This window comes from Pseudomonas sp. GW704-F2, from assembly GCF_059423025.1.
Genome location: NZ_JBWKXO010000001.1, coordinates 285,724 through 307,314 on the forward strand (window position 1 = coordinate 285,724; position 21,591 = coordinate 307,314).

Annotated in this window: 26 protein-coding genes and 1 pseudogene; 15 read left to right on the forward strand and 12 right to left on the reverse strand. The window is 62.9% G+C overall.

From position 1 onward, the window contains the following. Positions 1-10: 10 nt before the first annotated feature. Complete coding sequence (locus tag AC07W0_RS01330) at positions 11-268, reverse strand: hypothetical protein (RefSeq protein WP_017849563.1); 258 nt, start codon at positions 266-268, stop codon at positions 11-13. 158 nt (positions 269-426) lie between these two features. Here AC07W0_RS01330 and AC07W0_RS01335 point away from each other — a divergent pair. From AC07W0_RS01335 to AC07W0_RS01375, 9 genes and pseudogenes are all read left to right on the forward strand, one after another. Further along, positions 427-654, forward strand: a pseudogene (locus AC07W0_RS01335) (BrxR family helix-turn-helix transcriptional regulator); the annotation flags it as partial. A gap of 123 nt (positions 655-777) precedes the next feature. Then, positions 778-1,422, forward strand: a complete 645-nt coding sequence (locus AC07W0_RS01340; protein WP_046381898.1) for an NAD(P)H-dependent oxidoreductase — start codon at positions 778-780, stop codon at positions 1,420-1,422. Beyond that, positions 1,361-1,732, forward strand: a complete 372-nt coding sequence (locus tag AC07W0_RS01345) for a MerR family transcriptional regulator (RefSeq protein ID WP_102616996.1) — start codon at positions 1,361-1,363, stop codon at positions 1,730-1,732. The genes AC07W0_RS01340 and AC07W0_RS01345 overlap by 62 nt, the downstream gene beginning before the upstream one ends. Positions 1,733-1,852: 120 nt before the next feature. Then, positions 1,853-2,821, forward strand: a complete 969-nt coding sequence (locus tag AC07W0_RS01350; RefSeq protein WP_102616997.1) for a Rossmann-fold NAD(P)-binding domain-containing protein — start codon at positions 1,853-1,855, stop codon at positions 2,819-2,821. Positions 2,822-2,879: 58 nt separating this feature from the next. After that, positions 2,880-3,491 carry a helix-turn-helix transcriptional regulator gene (locus AC07W0_RS01355; protein WP_017849568.1) on the forward strand — a complete coding sequence of 204 codons (612 nt, stop codon included), beginning with the start codon at positions 2,880-2,882 and terminating at the stop codon, positions 3,489-3,491. Between the two features lie 99 nt (positions 3,492-3,590). Further along, on the forward strand, positions 3,591-3,833 hold the full coding sequence (locus AC07W0_RS01360; RefSeq protein WP_003176346.1) for an exodeoxyribonuclease VII small subunit: 243 nt from the start codon (positions 3,591-3,593) through the stop codon (positions 3,831-3,833). Next, positions 3,830-4,717 carry a (2E,6E)-farnesyl diphosphate synthase gene (gene ispA, locus AC07W0_RS01365; protein WP_017849569.1) on the forward strand — a complete coding sequence of 296 codons (888 nt, stop codon included), beginning with the start codon at positions 3,830-3,832 and terminating at the stop codon, positions 4,715-4,717. The genes AC07W0_RS01360 and ispA overlap by 4 nt, the downstream gene beginning before the upstream one ends. 110 nt (positions 4,718-4,827) lie before the next feature. Beyond that, positions 4,828-6,726 carry a 1-deoxy-D-xylulose-5-phosphate synthase gene (gene dxs / locus AC07W0_RS01370; protein WP_017849570.1) on the forward strand — a complete coding sequence of 633 codons (1,899 nt, stop codon included), beginning with the start codon at positions 4,828-4,830 and terminating at the stop codon, positions 6,724-6,726. 133 nt (positions 6,727-6,859) lie between these two features. Continuing rightward, the gene (locus tag AC07W0_RS01375; protein WP_102616998.1) at positions 6,860-8,752 is read left to right on the forward strand and encodes a TonB-dependent receptor domain-containing protein; all 1,893 of its coding nucleotides are present in this window, start codon (positions 6,860-6,862) and stop codon (positions 8,750-8,752) included. A gap of 28 nt (positions 8,753-8,780) precedes the next feature. Here the strand turns inward: AC07W0_RS01375 and AC07W0_RS01380 are convergent, their stop codons facing one another. The 10 genes from AC07W0_RS01380 to nrdR form a co-directional block, all read right to left on the reverse strand. Then, positions 8,781-9,581 (reverse strand): cobalamin-binding protein, encoded by an 801-nt coding sequence (locus tag AC07W0_RS01380; protein WP_102616999.1) that lies wholly within the window; start codon positions 9,579-9,581, stop codon positions 8,781-8,783. After that, positions 9,578-9,997 (reverse strand): nuclear fragile X mental retardation-interacting protein 1, encoded by a 420-nt coding sequence (locus AC07W0_RS01385; protein ID WP_026140360.1) that lies wholly within the window; start codon positions 9,995-9,997, stop codon positions 9,578-9,580. Before AC07W0_RS01385 ends, AC07W0_RS01380 begins: the two co-directional genes overlap by 4 nt. Next, a complete protein-coding gene (gene ribA, locus AC07W0_RS01390; RefSeq protein ID WP_017849574.1) occupies positions 9,994-10,611 on the reverse strand; it encodes a GTP cyclohydrolase II in 618 nt (205 codons plus the stop codon). The genes AC07W0_RS01385 and ribA overlap by 4 nt, the downstream gene beginning before the upstream one ends. A 142-nt stretch (positions 10,612-10,753) precedes the next feature. Next, positions 10,754-11,719, reverse strand: a complete 966-nt coding sequence (thiL, locus tag AC07W0_RS01395) for a thiamine-phosphate kinase (protein WP_046381893.1) — start codon at positions 11,717-11,719, stop codon at positions 10,754-10,756. Positions 11,720-11,737: 18 nt separating this feature from the next. Then, complete coding sequence (gene nusB / locus AC07W0_RS01400) at positions 11,738-12,238, reverse strand: transcription antitermination factor NusB (RefSeq protein WP_017849576.1); 501 nt, start codon at positions 12,236-12,238, stop codon at positions 11,738-11,740. Next, on the reverse strand, positions 12,235-12,711 hold the full coding sequence (gene ribH / locus AC07W0_RS01405; protein WP_017849577.1) for a 6,7-dimethyl-8-ribityllumazine synthase: 477 nt from the start codon (positions 12,709-12,711) through the stop codon (positions 12,235-12,237). Before ribH ends, nusB begins: the two co-directional genes overlap by 4 nt. Positions 12,712-12,799: 88 nt before the next feature. After that, positions 12,800-13,891 (reverse strand): bifunctional 3,4-dihydroxy-2-butanone-4-phosphate synthase/GTP cyclohydrolase II, encoded by a 1,092-nt coding sequence (ribBA, locus tag AC07W0_RS01410; RefSeq protein ID WP_046381892.1) that lies wholly within the window; start codon positions 13,889-13,891, stop codon positions 12,800-12,802. A 15-nt stretch (positions 13,892-13,906) separates the two neighbouring features. Continuing rightward, the gene (locus AC07W0_RS01415) at positions 13,907-14,584 is read right to left on the reverse strand and encodes a riboflavin synthase (RefSeq protein WP_017849579.1); all 678 of its coding nucleotides are present in this window, start codon (positions 14,582-14,584) and stop codon (positions 13,907-13,909) included. A gap of 47 nt (positions 14,585-14,631) precedes the next feature. Then, positions 14,632-15,768, reverse strand: coding sequence for a bifunctional diaminohydroxyphosphoribosylaminopyrimidine deaminase/5-amino-6-(5-phosphoribosylamino)uracil reductase RibD (gene ribD / locus AC07W0_RS01420; protein WP_046381891.1), 1,137 nt, complete (start codon positions 15,766-15,768; stop codon positions 14,632-14,634). Next, positions 15,765-16,229 carry a transcriptional regulator NrdR gene (nrdR, locus tag AC07W0_RS01425; RefSeq protein ID WP_026140361.1) on the reverse strand — a complete coding sequence of 155 codons (465 nt, stop codon included), beginning with the start codon at positions 16,227-16,229 and terminating at the stop codon, positions 15,765-15,767. Before nrdR ends, ribD begins: the two co-directional genes overlap by 4 nt. 139 nt (positions 16,230-16,368) lie before the next feature. Between nrdR and AC07W0_RS01430 the strand changes: the two genes are divergently transcribed. From AC07W0_RS01430 to trxA, 4 genes are all read left to right on the forward strand, one after another. Then, on the forward strand, positions 16,369-16,824 hold the full coding sequence (locus AC07W0_RS01430; protein ID WP_017849582.1) for a YbaY family lipoprotein: 456 nt from the start codon (positions 16,369-16,371) through the stop codon (positions 16,822-16,824). Continuing rightward, on the forward strand, positions 16,821-17,474 hold the full coding sequence (locus tag AC07W0_RS01435) for a class I SAM-dependent methyltransferase (RefSeq protein WP_046482545.1): 654 nt from the start codon (positions 16,821-16,823) through the stop codon (positions 17,472-17,474). Before AC07W0_RS01430 ends, AC07W0_RS01435 begins: the two co-directional genes overlap by 4 nt. 263 nt (positions 17,475-17,737) lie before the next feature. Then, positions 17,738-18,760 carry an Abi family protein gene (locus AC07W0_RS01440; protein WP_102617000.1) on the forward strand — a complete coding sequence of 341 codons (1,023 nt, stop codon included), beginning with the start codon at positions 17,738-17,740 and terminating at the stop codon, positions 18,758-18,760. A gap of 51 nt (positions 18,761-18,811) precedes the next feature. After that, complete coding sequence (trxA, locus tag AC07W0_RS01445) at positions 18,812-19,684, forward strand: thioredoxin (RefSeq protein ID WP_102617001.1); 873 nt, start codon at positions 18,812-18,814, stop codon at positions 19,682-19,684. Positions 19,685-19,785: 101 nt separating this feature from the next. Here the strand turns inward: trxA and AC07W0_RS01450 are convergent, their stop codons facing one another. Further along, positions 19,786-20,136 (reverse strand): hypothetical protein, encoded by a 351-nt coding sequence (locus tag AC07W0_RS01450; RefSeq protein ID WP_017849585.1) that lies wholly within the window; start codon positions 20,134-20,136, stop codon positions 19,786-19,788. A gap of 132 nt (positions 20,137-20,268) precedes the next feature. Here AC07W0_RS01450 and AC07W0_RS01455 point away from each other — a divergent pair, with 132 nt between their 5' ends. Both AC07W0_RS01455 and AC07W0_RS01460 read left to right on the forward strand, forming a co-directional pair. Beyond that, positions 20,269-20,874 (forward strand): DUF2796 domain-containing protein, encoded by a 606-nt coding sequence (locus tag AC07W0_RS01455; protein WP_102617002.1) that lies wholly within the window; start codon positions 20,269-20,271, stop codon positions 20,872-20,874. 6 nt (positions 20,875-20,880) lie between these two features. Next, positions 20,881-21,591 carry an ABC transporter ATP-binding protein gene (locus AC07W0_RS01460; RefSeq protein WP_046381886.1) on the forward strand — a complete coding sequence of 237 codons (711 nt, stop codon included), beginning with the start codon at positions 20,881-20,883 and terminating at the stop codon, positions 21,589-21,591.

The window sequence follows — 21,591 nt, forward strand, 5'->3', positions numbered from 1 at the left end:
CGTTCCCAGGCTACTCTTCCTGCGCAATCACCCCCTGCAAAATCCCCACCTTCGTCTGCAACTGCTTGATATGCGCCTTCTCAGCGCGCAGCGCAGAACGCAACTCCCGGTTCTCAGCCTCATAGATCCGCCCCCAGCGCGCGTTCCGGCGGCAGGTAAGCGCCATTTTCCAGAGTTCACGCAGCCTCAAGTATTGCAGCAGGAGCACCAGCAGGATGCTCCCCAACACTACCAATGCCCCTGTCGACACTGCTTCTGCCATAGTCATGCGTACTTCCTTGCGTATACCCAATTTGTTTAAACGACAGCCACACGATATGTAGCAATAGACGACAGGTCTAGAATGTAGACTTATACAGGTAAAGTATTCGCACACGTCACGAGGGGATGGAACGCATGCATTGCATTGAACAGGTTTGCTGAGACCTGGCACTTCGCCACTGCTTGATCGAGATTGTCGCCCGGCAGGAGGGCCGGCAGACCACGGGGCACTTGATCCAGAGCGTTGGTAGCAAAAGCCGGCAGGCCGCCAACGACATCAATATGCACATCACCGAACATGCGCCTCAAAACCTTACACATGACAAAAAAATAACCGGCTACGTGCCAAGCAAAACGTTCCAGCCGCTGTTCATCGGTGACGAATCTCAAGCACTTGAGACCGGGGGTTTATGAGTAACGGGGCAAAACGTGGGGCAAGCCGCATCGTGCTATTGCCCTTGACTCTCCCCTATACGGCAGCCCCTACCCTGCAACCCCGTTTCAGGACTCATCCCCATGGCTCAGCGCATTCTGGTCATCCTCGGCCATCCCTCCAGCACCAGTTTCTGTTCGGCACTGGCGGACACCTACATCCAATCGGCCAAAAACGCCGACCATGAAGTACGCGTCCTACGGCTGGGCACGCTGGCTTTCGACCCGGTGCTGCATCACGGTTACACCGACATTCAAGCCCTGGAAGCCGATTTGCTCGGTGCCCAGGCAGATATCCTGTGGGCCACCCATTTGGCGTTTGTCTTGCCGATTTGGTGGGGTGGTATTCCGGCGTTGATGAAGGGCTTTATCGATAGAGTTTTCCTACCCGGCTTCGCCTTCAAGTACCGTGCAGGCAAGGCATTTCCTGACAAACTGCTGCATGGCCGAACCGCGCACTTGCTGGTGACGCTCGATACGCCGCCATGGTATTACCGCTGGTTCTACCGCATGCCGGGTATTCATCAGATGCGCAAGACGACGCTGGCGTTTTGCGGCATAACGGTGACCAAGACCTTGTTGCTCGGGCCGGTGCTGGGTTCCACGCCCGCGCAACGCGCTCGTTGGCTGACGCGGGCCGGCGGATTATTTGGAAAAGGGCGTTTTCATGTTCATCGGCAAAGCGGCGCAACTGTCGGGCACGACCATCAGGGCGATTCGTCACTATGAAGCGATCGGCCTGCTTCCCAGCCCGCAGAGAGCGGGGCGGTATCGGGTCTATTCGGCGCAGAGTGTCGAGCTGCTGATGTTGATCAAGTGTGCTCAGCAACTGGGTTTCAAGCTCAAGGAGTTACAGGCCATTTTGCACGGGCACCAGGGCGACGCGCTGCCCTGGGCGCGCGCGAGCCAGGCGATTGCCCGCAAGCAGGAGGAGCTGGCGCTGCAGATGGCGGCACTGCAGAAGATGCAGGCCGGGCTGGTCGAGTTTGACGCGATGCTTAAACACTCAAACCAGAATTGCACTATAAGTACAAATTAGACAATAAATACAAAACAGGTTAGTGTCGCGCTTTCGTCCCGTTGATATTCAGGAGCGCGCCATGACCACACTCTCGGACTTCAAGCTTAAAACCTGCGTTCCCCTGCAGGAGCGTGCGTGATGAGCGCGGTGCCACTGGCGGTTTACGAACTCAGTGCATTGCGCGCCACGCTGTCGCGCCAAGACATGCTGCACGCGGTGGAACAGGCATTGATCAGTCACGCCGACGGCCGCATCGTGGCCCCGCCGCCGGGGGTGTTGTTGTTTGAAAACCCGCCGGGGGACTGTCATATCAAGTCCGGCTACGCGAAAGACGGTTCGGTGTTTGTGGTCAAGCTGGCCATGGGCTTTTATGAGAATCCTTCCCGCGGCCTGGAGACCAATAATGGCCTGGTGCTGGTGTTCGATTCTCACACCGGCAAGACCCGCGCCATCCTCAACGACGAAGGCTGGCTGACCAGTTGCCGCACTGCCGCCGCCGGTGCCTTGGCCGCACGGGCCGGGGCGCCCGCACGGGTGAGCGCGTTAGGCATTCTCGGCAGCGGGCATCAGGCGCAACTGCAGGCGCGCTGGGCCTGCGAACTGCTCGGAATCGAGCGTGTGGTGATCTGGGGACGCGCTCCCGAGCGGGCACAACACCTCGCCAACGCGCTGCAGCAAGCTGGGTTGAAAGCCCAAGCAGCCGACAGCGTTGAGGCTGTTTTCGCACAGTGCAATCTGGTGATTACCTGCACGCCGTCGACCCAGGCAATCGTACCGGCCGACGTGGTGCGTAAAGGCACTCATATTGTCGCCCTGGGCGCAGACAGCCCAGGCAAACAGGAACTGGACCCGTTGCTGCTGCAGAGGGCACGGGTGCTCATGACCGATGACCGGGCCCAATGCCTGGACCATGGCGAAATGAGCCACGCAGTACGGGCCCATTTGATCAGCGACCAGGCCGACGTTTCCCTCGGCCATGTGCTGGCCGGTAAGGCACGCGGGCGTTTCCGCGACGATGACCTGACCATCGCCGACCTGACCGGCCTGGCCGCTCAGGACATCGCACTGGCGACCCTCGCGGTGCAGCGCATGCAGGCCGTGGACTGACAACTGTTCGGACGCCTGCGTACAATCACCGTTCCTTTTTCCAGTGCCCGGTTAACCCATGGTCGATATCGCATTCATCAAGGCAACCGCCGACGGCATCGCCGCCCTGCTCTATCCGGACCTGGAAGCCGTGGTACACGACCTGCACACCGGGCGTATTGCCCACATCGCCAATGGCTTTTCCCGACGTCAGGTCGGGGATGAATCGCTGATCACTGACCTGGCTGAGTTGGCTGCCGGACCCGACACCGTCGGGCCGTATGAAAAGACCGGGATCAACAGCCGTCAGTTGCGTTCGATCTCCCTCGTCGCCCGTGCCGCCAACGGTGAACCCTGCGCCTTGCTGTGCCTGAACTTCGATGTGACCGCCCTGGCCCAAGTGCAGAAACTGATCAGCGGCTTTGCCGTAGGCCAGCAGTCCCAGGGGCGCCCAGAATCGCTGTTCAGCGGCGATTGGCGGGAAAAACTCAATGAGATCATCGAAACCCTCGCCGCCGAAAATCATTTGAAACCCGCCGATTTCGGCCGTAGCGAAATCATCCAGGTGCTGGTGCAGGCGCGGGAACACGGCTTGCTGGATGTGCGTAACTTTGTCGACTACGTCGGCGACTACTTCAAGATTTCCCGGGCCAGTGTGTATAACTATTTGCGCGCCGCGGCGGCGCAGTAACAGGCGACCGCGCAATCGGCTCAGTCGCCCCGTTCATTTGCCCCCATCCCCCATGTCTGCTAGTGTCGCGCCGGTTTACCGTCTACCGGAATAGCCGCCATGGCCCGCAAAAAAGTTGCACTCGATTTCGAACAATCCCTCGCCGACCTGCAAACCCTGGTCGAGCGTCTGGAGAACGGCGAGTTGTCGCTGGAAGACTCGCTGACGGCGTTTGAACAAGGCATCGGCCTGACCCGCGACTGCCAGAGCGCGTTGGCGCAGGCGGAGCAGAAGGTCCAGGTGTTGCTCGAACGCGACGGGGAGTTGGCCGAAGAACCTTTCGATGCGGAACAGCCCGAATGATCGACGCGTATCAGGCCAGTAGCCAAGCCCGGGTCAATGCGGCGCTGGAGCCCTTGTTTGTTGCGCCAAGCCCGGAAATGAAACGGCTCTACGAGGCCATGCGCTACAGCGTGATGAATGGCGGCAAGCGGGTGCGCCCGTTGCTGGCCTATGCGGCATGCGAAGCCCTCGGCGCGCCTGCCGAACAGGCCAACGGCGCGGCCTGCGCGGTGGAGTTGATTCACGCCTATTCCCTGGTGCATGACGATTTGCCGGCGATGGACGACGATGACCTGCGTCGCGGCCAGCCGACCACCCATAAAGCCTTTGACGAAGCCTGCGCGATCCTCGCCGGCGATGGCCTGCAAAGCCTGGCGTTCAGCGCATTGCTCGACCCGAGTTTGAGCAGCGTGAATGCCGAGATCCGCTTGCGCATGGTCACCACCCTGGCGGTCGCCGCAGGCCCCGCCGGGATGGTCGGTGGCCAGGCCATCGATCTCGGCTCGGTGGGCCAGAAGCTCGATCAACAGGCCCTCGAACACATGCATCGGCACAAGACCGGCGCCCTGATCGAAGCCGCCGTCCACCTGGGCGCACTGGCCAGTGGGCGTGCCGAAGCCGCGCAATTGGCGGCTTTGCAGGTTTACTCCGGGGCCATCGGCCTGGCGTTCCAGGTGCAGGACGACATTCTCGACGTAGAAAGTGACACCGCCACCCTGGGCAAACGTCAGGGCGCCGATATCGCACGGGACAAACCGACTTATCCTGCGCTGCTCGGGCTGGATGCCGCCAAGGCCTATGCCCTGGAACTGCGCGACCAGGCCCTGGCCGCCCTGCGACCTTTCGACGCAGCAGCCGAGCCCCTGCGAGACCTGGCGCGGTACATCGTCGAACGTCGTCACTGATAACCGCGGCCATTACAGCCACATATCGGTCAAGTTCGGTGCTCTGCGTGGGCAGTTTGCGATGCTTGAGGTAAACTGCCGCCTCTTCTATACCTATAACGATTCGCCTGATGCCCACGACGTTTCAAGAGATTCCCCGCAAACGCCCGTCCACGCCTCTGCTCGACCGTGCTGTCACGCCGGACGGCCTGCGTCGTCTGGGTGAAGCCGAGCTGGTAACCCTGGCCGATGAATTGCGCCTGGAATTGCTCTACACGGTCGGCCAGACCGGTGGGCATTTCGGTGCCGGCCTGGGCGTCATCGAGCTGACCATCGCGCTGCATTACGTGTTCGACACCCCGGACGACCGGCTGGTGTGGGACGTGGGCCATCAGGCGTATCCGCATAAAATCCTCACCGGCCGTCGCGAGCGCATGAGCACCCTGCGCCAGAAGGACGGCATCGCCGCCTTCCCGCGTCGCTCGGAGAGCGAGTACGACACCTTTGGCGTCGGCCACTCCAGCACCTCGATCAGTGCCGCGCTGGGCATGGCGATTGCCTCGCGCCTGCAAGGCAGCGATCGCAAGGCGATTGCGGTGATCGGTGACGGCGCGCTGACCGCCGGCATGGCTTTCGAAGCGCTGAACCATGCGCCGGAAGTGGACGCCAACATGCTGGTGATCCTCAACGACAACGACATGTCGATCTCGCGCAATGTCGGCGGCCTGTCCAACTACCTGGCGAAGATCCTTTCCAGCCGGACCTACGCCAGCATGCGCGAAGGCAGTAAGAAAGTGCTGTCGCGCTTGCCCGGCGCGTGGGAAATCGCCCGCCGCACCGAAGAATATGCCAAAGGCATGCTGGTGCCCGGCACGCTGTTCGAAGAGCTGGGCTGGAACTACATCGGCCCCATCGACGGCCACGACCTGCCGACCCTGATCGCCACGCTGCGCAACATGCGTGACCTCAAAGGCCCGCAGTTCCTGCACATCGTCACCAAGAAAGGCAAAGGCTTCGCCCCGGCGGAAGTCGACCCGATCGGTTACCACGCGATCACCAAGCTCGACCCCCTGGACGCCCCCGCCGCCGCGCCGAAAAAAGCCAGCGGGCCAAAGTATTCCGGTGTGTTCGGCGAATGGCTGTGCGACATGGCCGCCGCCGACCCGCGCCTGGTGGGAATTACCCCGGCGATGAAGGAAGGTTCCGACCTGGTGGCGTTCAGCGAGCGTTTCCCGCTGCGCTACTTCGACGTCGCCATCGCTGAGCAGCACGCGGTGACATTCGCCGCAGGCATGGCCTGCGAAGGCGCCAAGCCGGTGGTGGCGATCTACTCCACCTTCTTGCAGCGCGCTTATGACCAGTTGGTGCACGACGTCGCGGTGCAGCACCTCGACGTGCTGTTCGCCATCGACCGCGCCGGCCTGGTCGGCGAAGACGGCCCGACCCACGCCGGCAGCTTCGACCTGTCCTACCTGCGTTGCATCCCCGGCATGCTGGTGATGACGCCGAGCGACGAAAACGAACTGCGCAAGATGCTCAGCACCGGCCACCTCTACAACGGCCCGGCCGCCGTGCGCTACCCGCGCGGCACCGGCCCGAACGCGGTGATCGAAAAAGACCTGGCGCCGATCGAAATCGGCAAGGGCGTTGTGCGACGTCAAGGCAGCAAGACCGCGTTCCTGGTGTTCGGCGTGCAACTGGCCGAAGCCCTGAAAGTCGCCGAGAAGATCGACGCCACCGTGGTCGACATGCGTTTCGTCAAACCGCTGGATGAAGCGCTGGTGCGCGAGATCGCCGCCGGCCACGAACTGCTGGTGACGGTCGAAGAAAACGCCATCATGGGCGGTGCCGGTGCGGCGGTCAGCGAGTTCCTGGCGCGCGAGAACATCCTCAAGTCGGTGCTGCACCTGGGCTTGCCGGATGTGTACGTCGAACACGCCAAGCCGGCGCAGATGCTCGCCGAGTGCGGGCTCGACGAGGCGGGTATCGAGGCGTCGGTCCGCGAACGCATGACACTCCTGGGTTTATAACCCCCCGAGACTTCTGTAGGAGCGAGCTTGCTCGCGAAAAACGTCAACGATGACGCATGTACTCTGTATGCACGCGGCGTCCTCAGGTTTTTCGCGAGCAAGCTCGCTCCTACAAAAAGCTATGGACCGCTCTATGAATCACCTGCGCCTTGCCCTGCCCTTGCTGCTTCTGCCAGCCCACGACCTGCTCGCCGACACCCGCGACGCCGCGCTGAAACTCCCCGACGTGGTCATCAGCGCCAACCGCCAGGTCCAGGCGCGCAACGACAGCAGTGCCGCCAACACCGTCTTCACCCGCGACGACATCGACCGCCTGCAACCCACCAGCCTGACCGACCTGCTCAGCCGCGTGCCCGGCGTGCAAGTGGCGCCCACCGGCGGCCGTGGCAGTTTGCCGGGCATCTACCTGCGCGGCACCAAGTCCGCGCAAAGCCTGGTGCTGGTGGACGGCCAGCGCATCGCCAACGCCACCTCCGGCGACAGCGGCCTGCAATACCTGAATGTGGACCAGATCGAGCGCGTCGAAGTGCTGCGCGGCTCGCGCTCGGTGATCTACGGCAGCGATGCGATTGGCGGGGTGATCCAGGTGTTTACCCGGCGCAACGCCGAACAGGGCCTGCAACCGCGCCTGCGGCTGGGCTTCGGCAGCCACCAGAGCTGGGAGCGCAGCTTCGGGCTGTCCGGCGGCGACGAACACACGCGCTTCAACCTGGGCGCGAGCCTGGATGAAAGCGCCGGCATCAACTCGACACACACCTCGTTTCCCAGCGATGGCGACCATGATGCCTACCGCAACCAGTCCGTCAGCCTGAACCTCAGCCACAGTTTCAGTGACGCGTTGGAAGCCGGTTTCAACCTGTTGGATAGCCGCGGCAAGTCGGAGTACGACAACAGCTTCGGCCGCTACGACGTCGCCACCGGGCAGAGCGTCGGCCAGAAACCCTACACCGACTACGCCGTGAGCAGCGCCAGCGGCTATGCCGACGCCCGCCTCAGCGAACGCTGGCAATCGCGCCTGGAACTGGGCCACAGCGAGAACCGCGACACCAAGCGCGACACCCTCAGCGATGACTTCAGCGTGTTCAACACCTACCGCGACTCTGTCAACTGGCAGAACGACCTGACCCTGAATGAGCGCAACAGCTTGATCCTCGGCGGCGACTGGTACGAAGACCGCTTCCACGGCTCCACCACGTTTACCGAAAACAGCCGCTGGAACCGTGCCGCCTTTGTCCAGCATCGTTTCCGTAGCGAGTGGTTTTCCACCGAACTGGGCCTGCGCCATGACCAGAACCAACAGTTTGGCAGCCAGAACAGCTGGAGCGGCACCCTCACCGTGCCGATCAACCCCGACAACGATGTGCTGCTCAGCTACAGCGAAGGCTTCCGTGCGCCGACCTTCAATGACCTCTATTACCCGGACACGCAGTACAGCAACCCGAATCTTCAGCCCGAGACCTCCAAGAGTTACGAGCTGCAATGGCGCAGCCAGCTCGGCGACCACACGCGCCTGGAAACCTCGCTGTACCGCACCGACTTGAGCGACGCGATCATTCTCGACGGCGGCAAACCGCAGAACGTCGCCTCGGCGCGGATCAATGGTTTTGAAGCCGCGCTCAAGCACGAGCTGTTCGGCTGGCAGGGCAACCTGGGCGTTTCGCTGATCGACCCGCGCGACCGCGACAGCGGCCACACCCTCGCCCGCCGTGCGCGGCGCACCCTGAACCTGGACCTGGATCGGCAATTCGATCAACTCGGCGTCGGTGCGAGCTGGCAGGCGATCAGCAGCAGCTACGACGACGAAGCCAATCGCAATCGCCTGAGCGGTTATGCCTTGCTCGGGCTGCGCAGCAGTTGGGCGCTCAGCCGGGAAGTGGCGTTGTCGCTGAAAGTCGATAACGTGCTGGACAAGACTTACGCTCGGGCACGTTACAGCTATGACGATCCGGCGTTCCTGAACAATCAGGACTATCGGGAAGAAGGTCGGGTGTGGAGGGTTGGCGTGACTTGGACGCCGACGCTCTGATAGAAACGTCGGCGTGCCTGCGATTGCGTCAGCGGTTCGGCGCAATCACCTGACACAACCGCGCCAAGGCTTCCAACATCTGCCCGCTCGGCCGTTCCAGGCCTTTGTCCGGCACCAACAGCAAACGCCCCTGCGCCACCGCCGCCAGCTGCGGCCAGGCTTTCCAGGCATCCAACTGCGGTTGATCCGCCGCCAGAATCACCTCGGGGTTGCGCTGCAGCACCGCCTCGACGCTGACCTGCGGCGCGGGCAGCGTGAGGTCGTCGAACACATTGCGCGCGCCGCACACACTCAGCGCATCGCTGATGATCTGCCCACCGCCCACGGTGTACAAAGGCGGGCTCCACACTTGGTAAAACACCCGCAAGGGTTCGGCACGCTGATAGCGCTGGCGCAACCCGGCCAGGCGCTGGCGCAACTGCGCAGACAATTGCCGGCCGGCGTCGGCGCGCCCCAGTTGCTCGGCGATGGCCTGGACCTGCTGGGTCAGTTGTTCGAGGTTATGGGGTTCGGCGACGTAGACCGGGATATTCAGGCGCTGCAACTGTTCACGCTGGGCCGGGCCGATGCTGCCGGGCCAGAGCAGGATCAGGTCGGGCTTGAGGCTGAGCAAGCGCTCGATGTTCAATTGCCCATAGCGCCCGACTGACGCGACCTTCGCCAGCGCCGCTGGCCGTTCGCCGCCGTCGAGCACGCCCACCAACAGGTCGGCAGCGCCCAGTTCAACCACGATTTCCGACAGCGACGGCGCCAGGCTGACCACCCGCTCGACCGCCAGGGCCTGGGCAGCGAACGCCAGCAGCAGGAGCGCCAGCCAGCGAGGCTTCATCCCAATTGACGCGGGATGCGGTAGAGGTAAAACAACACCAGGGTCGACAACGCCAGCAGGAACAACGGCACCGCTTCCAGGCCGACGAATACCGCCAGCGCACCGATCCAGGCGGGCACGGAGGCAATCAGCAACGCCGTGCGCCGACGGGCGGCGAGGGTGATCCAGGCCGCCGGCTCTTCTGCGGTGTCGAGGGCTTTAGAGGTGGCGATCAACGCATGTTTATAGCCATGAAAATAGCGCAGGCTGAGAAACATCGAGGCCACGCCGGCAATGAAGAACGGCATGGCCAGCACCGGCAACAGGGGTTCGGCCTGAGCGAACACCAGGTTGATCACGAACAATGGCAGCAACGCCAGCGCCAGGTACTGCCACCAATTGAAGGACAGTCGCCGTTTCACCTGGCCTCGAGTCACGCGCGGTCGACCTCGCCCTGGTGTTCGTTGCCCATCATGTGGTCGAGCTTGCTGGCTTTGGTCGCCAGGTAGAGCTTGTTGTGCGGGTTGTGCCCGGTGTGCAGCGGCACGCGCTCGGCGACGGTGATGCCCATCTCGGTCAAGGCTTTGACCTTGCGCGGGTTGTTGGTCATCAGGCGCAGGGATTTCACGCCCAGGTGCTCCAGCATCGGCAGGCAGATGCCGTAATCACGCTGGTCGGCGGCAAAGCCCAGGCGCTCGTTGGCTTCAACGGTGTCGGCGCCGCCGTCCTGCAACTCGTAGGCGCGGATTTTATTCAGCAGGCCAATGCCACGACCTTCCTGGCGCAAGTACAGCAAGATGCCGCGGCCTTCATGGGCAATGGCGCGCATCGCCGCTTCCAGTTGCGAACCACAGTCGCAGCGCTGGCTGAACAGCGCGTCGCCGGTCAGGCACTCGGAGTGGATGCGGCCCAGTACCGGCGCGCCATCGGCGATATCGCCCAGGCTGAGCACGACGTGCTCGCGCCCGTTGGCTTCTTCGAGGAAGCCATGCATGGTGAACATGGCAAAAGGGGTAGGCAGCTTGGAAGCAGCGACGAAAACGACGGGCACCGTGTGCTCCTGATTTCAGATTTCACAGAGGCGGGCATTGTAACAGCACGTTCCTACAGACGCTTAAGCTGAATTATCGTTGATAAAGATCAATCGGCTCGATTGGCCTTCGTCTCGGTTCTATGCAGGTCTGAATGCTGACTCAGGGCGTCTCGCGAAAATGTTGATAACCGCGAACGGCCGGGGTGATGTCGCGCCCGTTCGCGTCGAGCAGCGTCACCCCCTGCCCCGCCTCGACCCGGCCGATCACATGCACCGGCCAGCCGCCCGCCAGCAACGGTGCCAGCGCGGCCGGTGGCAGGGTGAACACCAACACATAGTCGTCGCCGCCACTCAAGGCCGCCACCCGCGCCGCGTCATCGCCGACAAATGCGAGCAAGGCTTTGGATAACGGCAGTCGCTGGCGCTCGACCAGCAGGCTGACAGCCGATGCCTTGGCGATATGCCCACAATCGGCCAGGAGCCCGTCGGAAATATCCATTGCAGACGTCGCCTTGCCCCGAAGGGCAACGCCCAGGGCCAACTGCGGTTGCGGCGACCAGTAATGCGCCAGCAGCGGGTCGGCGATGCTGGCCTCGGCGCTGCGCTGGCCCAGCACCAACGGCAGCGCTCCCGCCGCGTTGCCCAATTCCCCGCCCACACACAGCAAGTCACCCGGCCGCGCACCGCTGCGGGTCAACGCTTGCCCGGCCGGCACACGGCCGAACACGGTCATGGTCAGGCTCAGCGGCCCGCGCGTGGTGTCGCCGCCGACCAGGCCCACGCGGCAGCTCTGCGCCATGGCGTTCAAACCCTGGGCATAGCGTTGCAGCCAATCGGCATCGACGGTGGGGGTTGTGAGGGCCAGGGTAAACGCTATAGGGTCGGCGCCCATGGCGGCCAGATCGCTCACCGCCACGGCCAGCGAGCGCTGGCCGAGCAGGAACGGATCACAGGGGTCGGCGAAATGCACGCCGGCCACCAAGGTATCGGTGGAGATTGCCAACTGCTCCCCGGCGGGGAGCGCCAGCAAGGCGCAGTCATCGCCGATCCCCAGGGCAATGCCCTCGCCGCCCTGCGCACAAGGCGCGGCGGCGAAGTATTTGCGGATCAGCTCAAACTCGCCCATCGGGAACTCAAGCGCGGATCAGCGCTTGTGTTCCTTCACTTCGGCTTCGCGCAGGCGCGGGGCCAGCTTGTCGAGCACGCCGTTGACGAACTTGTGACCGTCGGTCGAACCGTAGACTTTCGCCAGTTCGATACCTTCGTTGATCACCACGCGGTACGGCACGTCGACGCGCTTGAGCAGTTCCCAGGTGGACAGGCGCAGTACGGCCAGTTCAACCGGGTCCAGCTCGTCGAGGGTCAGGTCCAGGCACGGTGCCAGCGCGATGTCGATCTCGGTCTTATTGGCCGGGACGCCGTGCAGGATGTCGTGGAAGTAGCTGGCATCGACGTCGCTGAAATCGTTGTCGACGCGAAATTGCGCTTCGATTTCGTTCAGCGAGGTTTTCGCCATGTGCCACTGATACAGCGCCTGGGTCGCAAGCTGACGCGCTTCGCGACGCTTGACGCTCTTGGACGGCTTGCCGGCGTCGGCTGGGCGTGGGTCGCGCGGGTTGAAACGATCGCTCTCGTCGGAAATCACTTGGCCTCCAACTGCGCCAGCAGGCTGACCATTTCCAGGGCGGACAGGGCAGCTTCAGCACCTTTGTTACCGGCCTTGGTGCCGGAACGTTCGATGGCTTGTTCGATCGAATCCACGGTCAGCACGCCGAATGCAACCGGTACGCCGAACTCCATGGACACCTGGGCCAGGCCCTTGGTGCATTCGCCAGCCACGTATTCGAAGTGCGGCGTACCGCCACGAATGACCGCGCCCAGGGCGACGATCGCCGCGTATTCACCCCGTTGCGCAACTTTTTGCGCAACCAGTGGAATTTCGAAGGCGCCAGGGGCACGGATGATGGTGATGTCGCTCTCGCTCACACCGTGGCGAACCAGGGCGTCCACGGCACCGCTTACCAGGCTTTCAACCACGAAGCTGTTGAAGCGGCCAACCACCAGGGCGTAGCGGCCTTTGGGGGCGATGAAGGTACCTTCGATGGTCTTCAGGGTCATTCGACAAATCTCTTAAAGAGCCGGGACGCGAAAAGTGCGTCCTTCAGTGATGATTTAACCGCGAACAAGGGGCGAAAATCGCCAGCCTTTATTCGGAGGGCACGTATTCTACAACTTCCAGGTCGAAACCGGATATCGCATTAAATTTCATCGGTGCGCTCATCAGGCGCATTTTGCGCACGCCAAGGTCGCGCAGGATCTGCGAACCGGCGCCGACGATGCTGTAGGTGGTCGGCGTTTTGACCTGGGTTTGCTCGGCGGACTCACGAATATGCGCGAGCAAGACGTCGCCATCCACCGGGTTGCCCAGCAGCAGCACCACCCCACTGCCGGCCTCGGACACCGCAGCCATCGCGGCGCGCAGGCTCCAGCGCCCGGGTTGCTTGACCATCAACAGGTCGCGCAGCGGGTCCATGTTATGCACGCGCACCAGGGTCGGTTCGTCGGCGCAGATGGTGCCCAGGGTCAGCGCCATGTGAACGTCGCCTTCCACCGAATCACGGTAGGTCACCAGGTTGAATTGGCCCAGTTCGCTGTCCAGCGGCTGCTCGGCAATCCGCTGAACGGTACGTTCGTGGATCATCCGGTAGTGAATCAGGTCGGCAATCGTGCCGATCTTGAGGTTGTGTTGGGCGGCAAAGGTTTCGAGTTCGCTACGACGGGCCATGGTGCCGTCGTCGTTCATCACTTCGCAGATCACCCCGCTCGGCTCGAAACCGGCCATGCGCGCCAGGTCGCAGGCGGCTTCGGTGTGGCCGGCGCGGGCCAGGGTGCCGCCCGGCTGGGCCATCAGCGGGAAGATGTGGCCCGGGCTGACGATGTCTTCGGCCTTGGCGTCTTTCGCGGCGGCCGCTTGCACGGTGCGCGCACGGTCGGCGGCGGAGATCCCGGTGGTCACGCCGGTGGTGGCCTCGATCGATACGGTGAACTTGGTGCCAAACCCGGAACCGTTGCGCGGCGCCATCAGCGGCAGCTTGAGCAACTCGCAGCGTTCGCGGCTCATGGGCATGCAGATCAACCCACGGGCGTGCTTGGCCATGAAGTTGATGTGCTCCGGCTTGCACGCCTCGGCGGCCATGATGATGTCGCCTTCGTTCTCACGGTCTTCGTCATCCATCAGGATGACCATCTTGCCTTGGCGGATATCTTCAACCAGTTCTTCGATGCTATTGAGCGCCACAGGGCACCCCCTTGGTCAGGATTTCAGGTAGCCGTTAGCGGCCAGAAAACTTTCGGTGATGTTGCTGGCAGGCTTTTGTCGAGAGTCAGACTCTGCGGCCTTATCGCCCATAAGCAGGCGCTCCAGGTAACGGGCAAGCAAGTCGACTTCCAGGTTCACCCGGCGACCTGGCTGGTACGACGCCATGATGGTTTCGCTCAGGGTGTGGGGAATGATGGTCAGTGCGAATTCGGCGCCATCCACGGCGTTCACGGTCAGGCTGGTGCCATCGACGGTGATCGAGCCTTTGTGGGCGATGTATTTGGCCAACTCCTTGGGCGCGCGGATGCGGAACTCCACGGCGCGGGCGTTTTCGCTGCGCGCCACTACTTCGCCGACGCCGTCGACATGGCCGCTGACCAGATGACCGCCCAGGCGCGTGGTTGGGGTCAGGGCTTTTTCCAGGTTGACCGGGCTGCCGGCCTTGAGGTCGCTCATCGCCGTGCAGTCCAGGGTTTCCCGGCTGACATCGGCGGCAAAGCCGTTGCCCGGCAAGTCGACGACGGTCAGGCACACGCCGCTGACGGCGATGCTGTCGCCCAGCTTGACGTCGCCCAGGTCGAGCTTGCCGGTGTCAACCAGCAGGCGCACGTCGCCGCCCTTGGGGGTCATGGCACGGATACTGCCGATGGATTCGATAATGCCGGTGAACATGGCCTTCTCCTGGAAAACGGTGCGGGCGTTTGATCGCCCGGTCAGAATTATACGCTCGCTGCTGGCACAGGGATGGCAGTGACTCGCCAGTCATCGCCCACAGCGCGCATTTCAGTGATCTTGAGTTGGGGCGCGTCGGCCAGTTTCTCAAGCGGCCAGTCCAGCAAAGGCCGGGCTGCGGAGCCGAGGAACTTGCCGGCGACGAAAATCACGTATTCGTCCACCAGGCCCTGCTGGGCGAACGCGCCCGCCAGGCTTGGCCCGGCTTCCACCAGCACGTCGTTGACGCCACGGGCCGCCAACGCCACCAGCGCCGAGCGCAGGTCGACCTGACCATCGACACCGGGCACCACCAGGCACTCGGGGCCACGGGGGAACTGGTTTTCCGCAGTGACACAGGTGATGACCAGCGCCGGGCCGGCCTTGAAGAACGGCGCATTGAGCGGCACCCGCAGGCGGCCGTCGATCAATACGCGCAGCGGCGGACGCGACATGGCCAGCGCGGTGGTTTCTGCGTCCAGGCCGAGTTCGGCGGCGCGCACGGTCAGGCGCGCACCATCGGCCAGCACGGTGTCGGCGCCGGTCAGCACTACGCTGGCCTCGGCGCGCAGGCGCTGCACGGCGGCGCGGGCGGCAGGGCCGGTGATCCATTGGCTCTCGCCGCTGGCCATCGCGGTGCGGCCGTCCAGGCTCATCGCCAGCTTGACCCGCACAAACGGCAGGCCGTGTTCCATGCGCTTGAGGAAACCTTTATTGAGCGCCCGCGCTTCCACTTCGAGCACACCGCTGCGCACTTCGATGCCGGCCTGGGCCAAGCGCTGCATACCGCGCCCGGCGACGTCCGGGTTGGGGTCCTGCATCGCCGCGACCACCCGCGCCACCCCGGCACTCACCAGCGCATCGGCGCACGGCGGGGTATGGCCGTAATGGCTGCAGGGTTCCAGGGTGACGTAGGCCGTGGCGCCACGGGCTTTGTCAGCGGCCGCGCGCAAGGCATGCACTTCCGCATGGGGCTCGCCGGTACGTACATGCCAACCTTCGCCGACGATCTGCCCATCGCGCACAATCACGCAACCCACACGCGGGTTGGGATGGGTGGTGTACAGGCCGTTGCGCGCCAGTTCGAGGGCGCGGGCCATGTAATGGGCGTCGAGGATGGCCTGTTCAGCAGACGGTGGGTTCATTTTTTGATCGGCTCACGGGCCAGGCGGTCGATCTCTTCGCGGAACTCATTGAGGTCCTGGAAACGTCGATACACCGAAGCGAAACGGATATAGGCGACTTCGTCGAGCTTTTGCAGCTCGCCCATCACCAGCTCTCCAACCACCAGGGACTTGACCTCGCGCTCGCCGGTCGCGCGCAACTTGTGCTTGATATGCGCCAGCGCCGCCTCCAGCCGCTCGACACTCACCGGGCGTTTTTCCAGGGCGCGCTGCATACCGGCGCGTAATTTGTCTTCGTCGAAAGGCTGGCGGCTGCCGTCGGATTTGATCAGGCGCGGCAATACCAGTTCGGCGGTTTCGAAGGTGGTGAAACGTTCACCGCAGGCCAGGCATTCGCGCCGGCGACGCACTTGATCGCCCTCGGCGACCAGACGCGAGTCAATGACCTTGGTGTCGTTGGCACCGCAGAAGGGACAGTGCATGGTGGCAGGCAACAAAAAAAGGGAGGGCCATGGTAGCGCATCCCCGTGGCAAGACAAGCCATAGCCTTTACGGTATATAGGCTGACGATTATGTTTCGTGTTTTTTAAGCCACGGATTTTGTCCTTTCTGGAGCCGTACATGCAGTTACGACCACTCGTTTTACTCACCTTGTTCGGTTTTCTGGTCGCCTGCAGCAGCGAAGCCCCAAAACCTTCGACGCCGCAGCCTCAGCCGGCGCAAGAGAAAAAAGTCCCCGGCATCGAAGACCTCGGCCCGCTGCCGGCCTACCAGCGTGAGATCAACGGCAGCCTGACCAACGTGCCCGCCGGCGCCGAAGTCGAAATGGCGCTGTTGGTGATCGACGACCGCAGCCGCCCGCAACAACTGCTCGCCAGCAGCGTGCTGAGCGGCAACGGCAAGCCCCTGGCCTTCCGCCTGCGCTTCAGCCCCGACGCGTTCCCGGCCGGTGCGCGGGTCGAACTGCGCGGGCGCGCCAGCCAGTCCGGCCAACTGATCCTGCACCTGCCCGCAGTACGCATCACCCAGGCGATCACCCAGACCACCGGCCCCCTGCAACTCGTCAAGGCACCATGACGCCACCGCTCGACCTGCAACGGGCGCTGAGCGCCCTGATCGGCGACGCACAGCTGGTGCCCTGCCCGTTGCCGGGCACCGACCTGGCGTTGTGGCTGCTCGACGCCGACAACATGGACCGCGCCTTCAGCCCCGAAGAAACCCGGCGCATCCTGCATGAGCCGCCCTACTGGAGTTTTTGCTGGGCCAGCGGCCTGGCACTCGCACGCTACCTGGCGGCGAACCCGGAATGGGTCGCGGGCAAGCGCGTGCTGGATTTCGGCGCCGGCTCCGGCGTCGCCGGGATTGCCGCCGCCAAAGCCGGCGCGCTGGAAGTGGTGGCCTGCGACCTGGACCCACTGGCATTGGCGTCCTGCCGTGCGAATGCCGAACTCAACGGGGTTGAACTGGGCTATTCGACGGACTTTTTCGCCGAGGCCGACCGCTTCGACCTGATCCTGGTGGCCGACGTGCTCTACGACCGCGCCAACCTGCCGCTGCTCGACCAGTTCCTCACGCGCGGGCGTGAAGCACTGGTGGCGGACTCGCGGGTGCGGGACTTTCAGCATCCGGATTATCAGCGCCTGGCGATACTCGATGCCCTGACATTGCCGGACTTGGCCGAGCCTTGGGAGTTTCGCAAGGTGAGCCTGTACCATTCGCGGCGTTAAACCTCTGCGTTACACATTTTCAGCAATGGATTGGTTGAGACAGCAAAAGGCGAGGCATGGAAAATGCCCTCCTTTCGCACGCGGCTTGGACAATCGACCTGCATGCTTTTCCAAACAATTCCATTCATTGCTGGCCATGCAAAAGTCTTGCAAAAAGTCGGGCGGCTACCTAACCTTCGCCGCAATACACCCGCCATGCCTCTGGTTGCGTCAGTAGCCAAGCACAAATTGTGCGGGTTTTTTATGACCGGTACTTTTTGGGCATGAGGCGGTTCAGCAAGCCCGCCATTGACGTTCCTGCCCAATTGGAACTACTCAAGCGCCGCGGGTTGACGATTCAGGATGAGGCTCGTGCCGAGCTTTTTTTGCGATCGGTCAGTTTCTTCCGATTAAGCCCTTATATGCGGCCCTTCCAGCAACCGGAAGATATCAACCATTGCTTTCGCACAGGTATCCAATTTCGCCAGTTAACCCGCCTCTACGACTTTGATCGACGGCTTCGTTTACTGACCATAGATGCCCTTGAGAGAGTCGAAATTGCATCACGCGCTGTCATCAGCAACCACATGGGCCCTACCCATGGCAGTCACTGGTATATCAACCCATTGATGTTCCACCAGGCGTTCGATCATCAGCGGCTGCTGACGACGCTGTCCATCAAACAGTCCGCCGCAATACGTGACTTCCAGCGCGAATGCGAGCGCATCGATAGATCGCGCGCAGACGCCCAGAGAAAGAGCCTCCTTAAACGCCAGAGGGCAAAGGAAAGTTATGCCCGTCACTACCCGACAACTTATGCCCATCCTGCTCTTATGCCGGGCTGGGCCATGCTGGAAGAGCTGACGTTGGGTGATTTATCCCATTTATATAAAGGGCTGGCCAAAGACATGGATAAAAAGGCCATCGCCAGGCGCCTTGGGCTGGCGGCACCACTGATGCAATCCTGGCTGCACACACTGACCACTATCCGAAACATCTGCGCCCATCATTCGCGAATGTGGAATCGAGAACTGGGGATTCGTCCCGAGCTGCCGAAGAAAGCCATTTTTCCGTGGCCCACACATCTGGTTCAACCAGGACCGCATGCCCGTATTTTTTCAGTACTGTGCATTCTTAATCATCTGATGCATCAGGTGAGCCCTCACACTCGTTGGGGAGAGCGCCTGTATCACTTGCTCAGAGAGTTTCCCGACGTCAGCTTGCAAGCGATGGGGTTTCCTCGCGACTGGTATCAGGACCCTTTTTGGCATATGTCTCGCGGCGAAGCGCCATGCGGCTTCCGATAGCCTGCGCCAGCCCTTATAGTTGCCCCATTCCCGCTTTATTCGAGACGCCCCATGAGTGAGCCCACGCCGTATATCTTCGACGCCACCACCGCTACGTTCGACCAGGCGGTGATCCAGAACTCCTTCGAAAAGCCCGTGCTCGTGGACTTCTGGGCCGAGTGGTGCGCGCCGTGCAAGGCGTTGATGCCGATGCTGGCGCAGATCGCCGAGAGTTATCAGGGCCAATTGCTGCTGGCCAAGGTCGATTGCGAGGCCGAGCAGGACATCGTTGCGCGCTTTGGTATTCGCAACCTGCCGACGGTGGTGCTGTTCAAGGACGGCCAACCGGTGGACGGGTTTGCCGGGGCGCAGCCGGAGTCGGCGGTGCGGGCGATGCTCGAACCTCACGTGCAGATGCCGCCGCCGGCTGCGGCGGACCCGCTGGAGCAGGCTCAGGCGCTGTTTGCCGAGGGCCGTATCAGTGAAGCCGAAGCCGTGCTGGTCACGCTGCTGGGCGAAGACAACAGCAACGCCGGCGCGCTGATTCTGTACGCGCGCTGCCTGGCCGAACGCGGTGAATTGGGCGAAGCCCAGGCCGTTCTAGACGCCGTCAAGAGCGACGAGCACAAGGCCGCCCTCGCCGGCGCCAAGGCGCAAATCACCTTCCTGCGCCAGGCCGCCGACCTGCCCGACCCCGCCGACCTGAAAAGCCGCCTGGCGCAAAACCCGCAGGACGACGAAGCGGCCTATCAGTTGGCCATTCAGCAACTGGCACGCCAGCAGTACGATGCCGCGCTGGAAGGCTTGCTCAAACTGTTCATCCGCAACCGCAGCTACAGCGAAGGCTTGCCGCACAAGACCTTGCTGCAGGTGTTCGAACTGCTGGGCAACGATCACCCGCTGGTGACCGCGTACCGCCGCAAGCTGTTCGCCGCGCTGTACTAATCGCCCTGTAGGAGCGAGCTTGCTCGCGAAACACTCAAGGACACCGCATTCATTCAGGATGGGCGCGTTGTGGTTGACGCTCTTCGCAAGCAAGCTCGCGCCTACAACGGGTCAATCCAGGTATAGAGCGGCGTATCACCGCCGCTGCTGACCTTGACCTGGCCGCTATGGCGCAGGCGCACCAGCAGGCGCTTGCCCGCTGCGGCGTCGCCAGCCAGTCCTTCCAGTTGATCGAGCAATTCCAGCCCGTTGAGCTGGCCGGCGGCGCGCAACAGGTCCTGGGCGTTCTGCCACAGGTCATCGTTCTGCTTGACCGCAACGGCCGGCGCAGCGGTGGCGCTGGCCACCGGCGTCGTCTGCAACTGCGCGCGCAGGCGTGCCCAATCAGCGTCATCCAGCTCCAGGGTCAAGTCCACCGGCAGGTCGCCGACAGTTCCACGAATCCGCAACATCGTCCCTACTCCTGCATTTTTTCCGACGGGCATGCTCCCATGCGGCTTGCGCAACGCCAAGCGGACGGTCAAACTCTCGACACTATTGTTATAAGATCACATAACATAAATTTCATGTTCTGGAGCTTCCCCATGCGCCGTCTGCTGCTTGCTTTGCCGTTTGCCCTGCTGCCACTGGCTATCGCCCACGCCGCTGACGAGCATGATCATGAGCATGCCAGCCTGGGAGCCCATGAACACGGGGTCGGCCGTCTCAACGCGGTGCTCGACGGCCAGGCCCTGGAGCTTGAGCTGGACAGCCCGGCGATGAACCTGGTGGGGTTCGAACACCCGGCCACCAGCGCCGCCGACAAAGCCAAGGTCGCCGCCGTGCGCAAACAGCTGGAAAACCCAGCCGTCCTGTTCAATCTGCCCAAGGCCGCCGGTTGCGTGGTCAGCACCCAGGAACTCAACAGCCCGCTGTTCGGCGACAAGCCCGAAGCCGAGCATGATGACGACGATGACGACCACGCCACCGACAGCAAAGGCGCGGCCGCCCACGAGCATCATCACGACCACAGCGAAATCCACGCCCACTACCAATTTACCTGCGCCACGCCGACGGCCTTGAGCAACCTCGACCTGAGCCAGGTGTTCAAGACCTTCCCCGCCACCCAGAAAATTCAGGTACAACTGATCGGCCCGAGCGGCCAGCAAGGTGTGGAAGCGACGGTCACAGCAGCCACCCTGAAGTTCTGAGTAGCCATGAGCCACGCATTGATCGAACTGTCCGACCTGGGCTTCAACTGGCCCGGACACCCGCCGTTGCTGGACATCCCCGCGTTCCGCCTGGAACCGGGGGAGACCCTGTTTCTCAAGGGCCCCAGCGGCAGTGGCAAGACCACCCTGCTCGGCCTGCTGGGCGGCGTGCAGACACCCGGCCGGGGCAGCATCCGTCTGCTCGGCCAGGAACTGACCGAACTCTCGGCCAGTGCCCGCGACCGTTTTCGCGTCGACCATACCGGCTACATCTTCCAGCAGTTCAACCTGCTGCCGTTCCTGTCGGTGCGCGAAAACGTCGAGTTGCCGTGCCACTTTTCCAAGCTGCGCGCGCAGCGGGCCAAACAGCGCCACGGCAGTGTCGACCAGGCCGCCGCGGCGTTGCTGGCGCACCTGGGGTTGAAGGACAGCGCCCTGCTGGAGCGCCGCGCCGACTCGCTGTCGATCGGCCAGCAACAACGGGTGGCCGCCGCCCGTGCGCTGATCGGCCAGCCGGAGCTGGTGATCGCCGACGAGCCCACCTCGGCGCTGGACTACGACGCCCGCGAAGCCTTCCTGCAACTGTTGTTCGCCGAATGCCGCGAGGCCGGCGCCAGCCTGTTGTTTGTCAGCCATGACCAGAGCCTGGCCCCGCTGTTCGACCGTCACCTGTCGCTGGCCGAACTCAATCGCGCCGCCACGCCCGCAGAGGTTTGA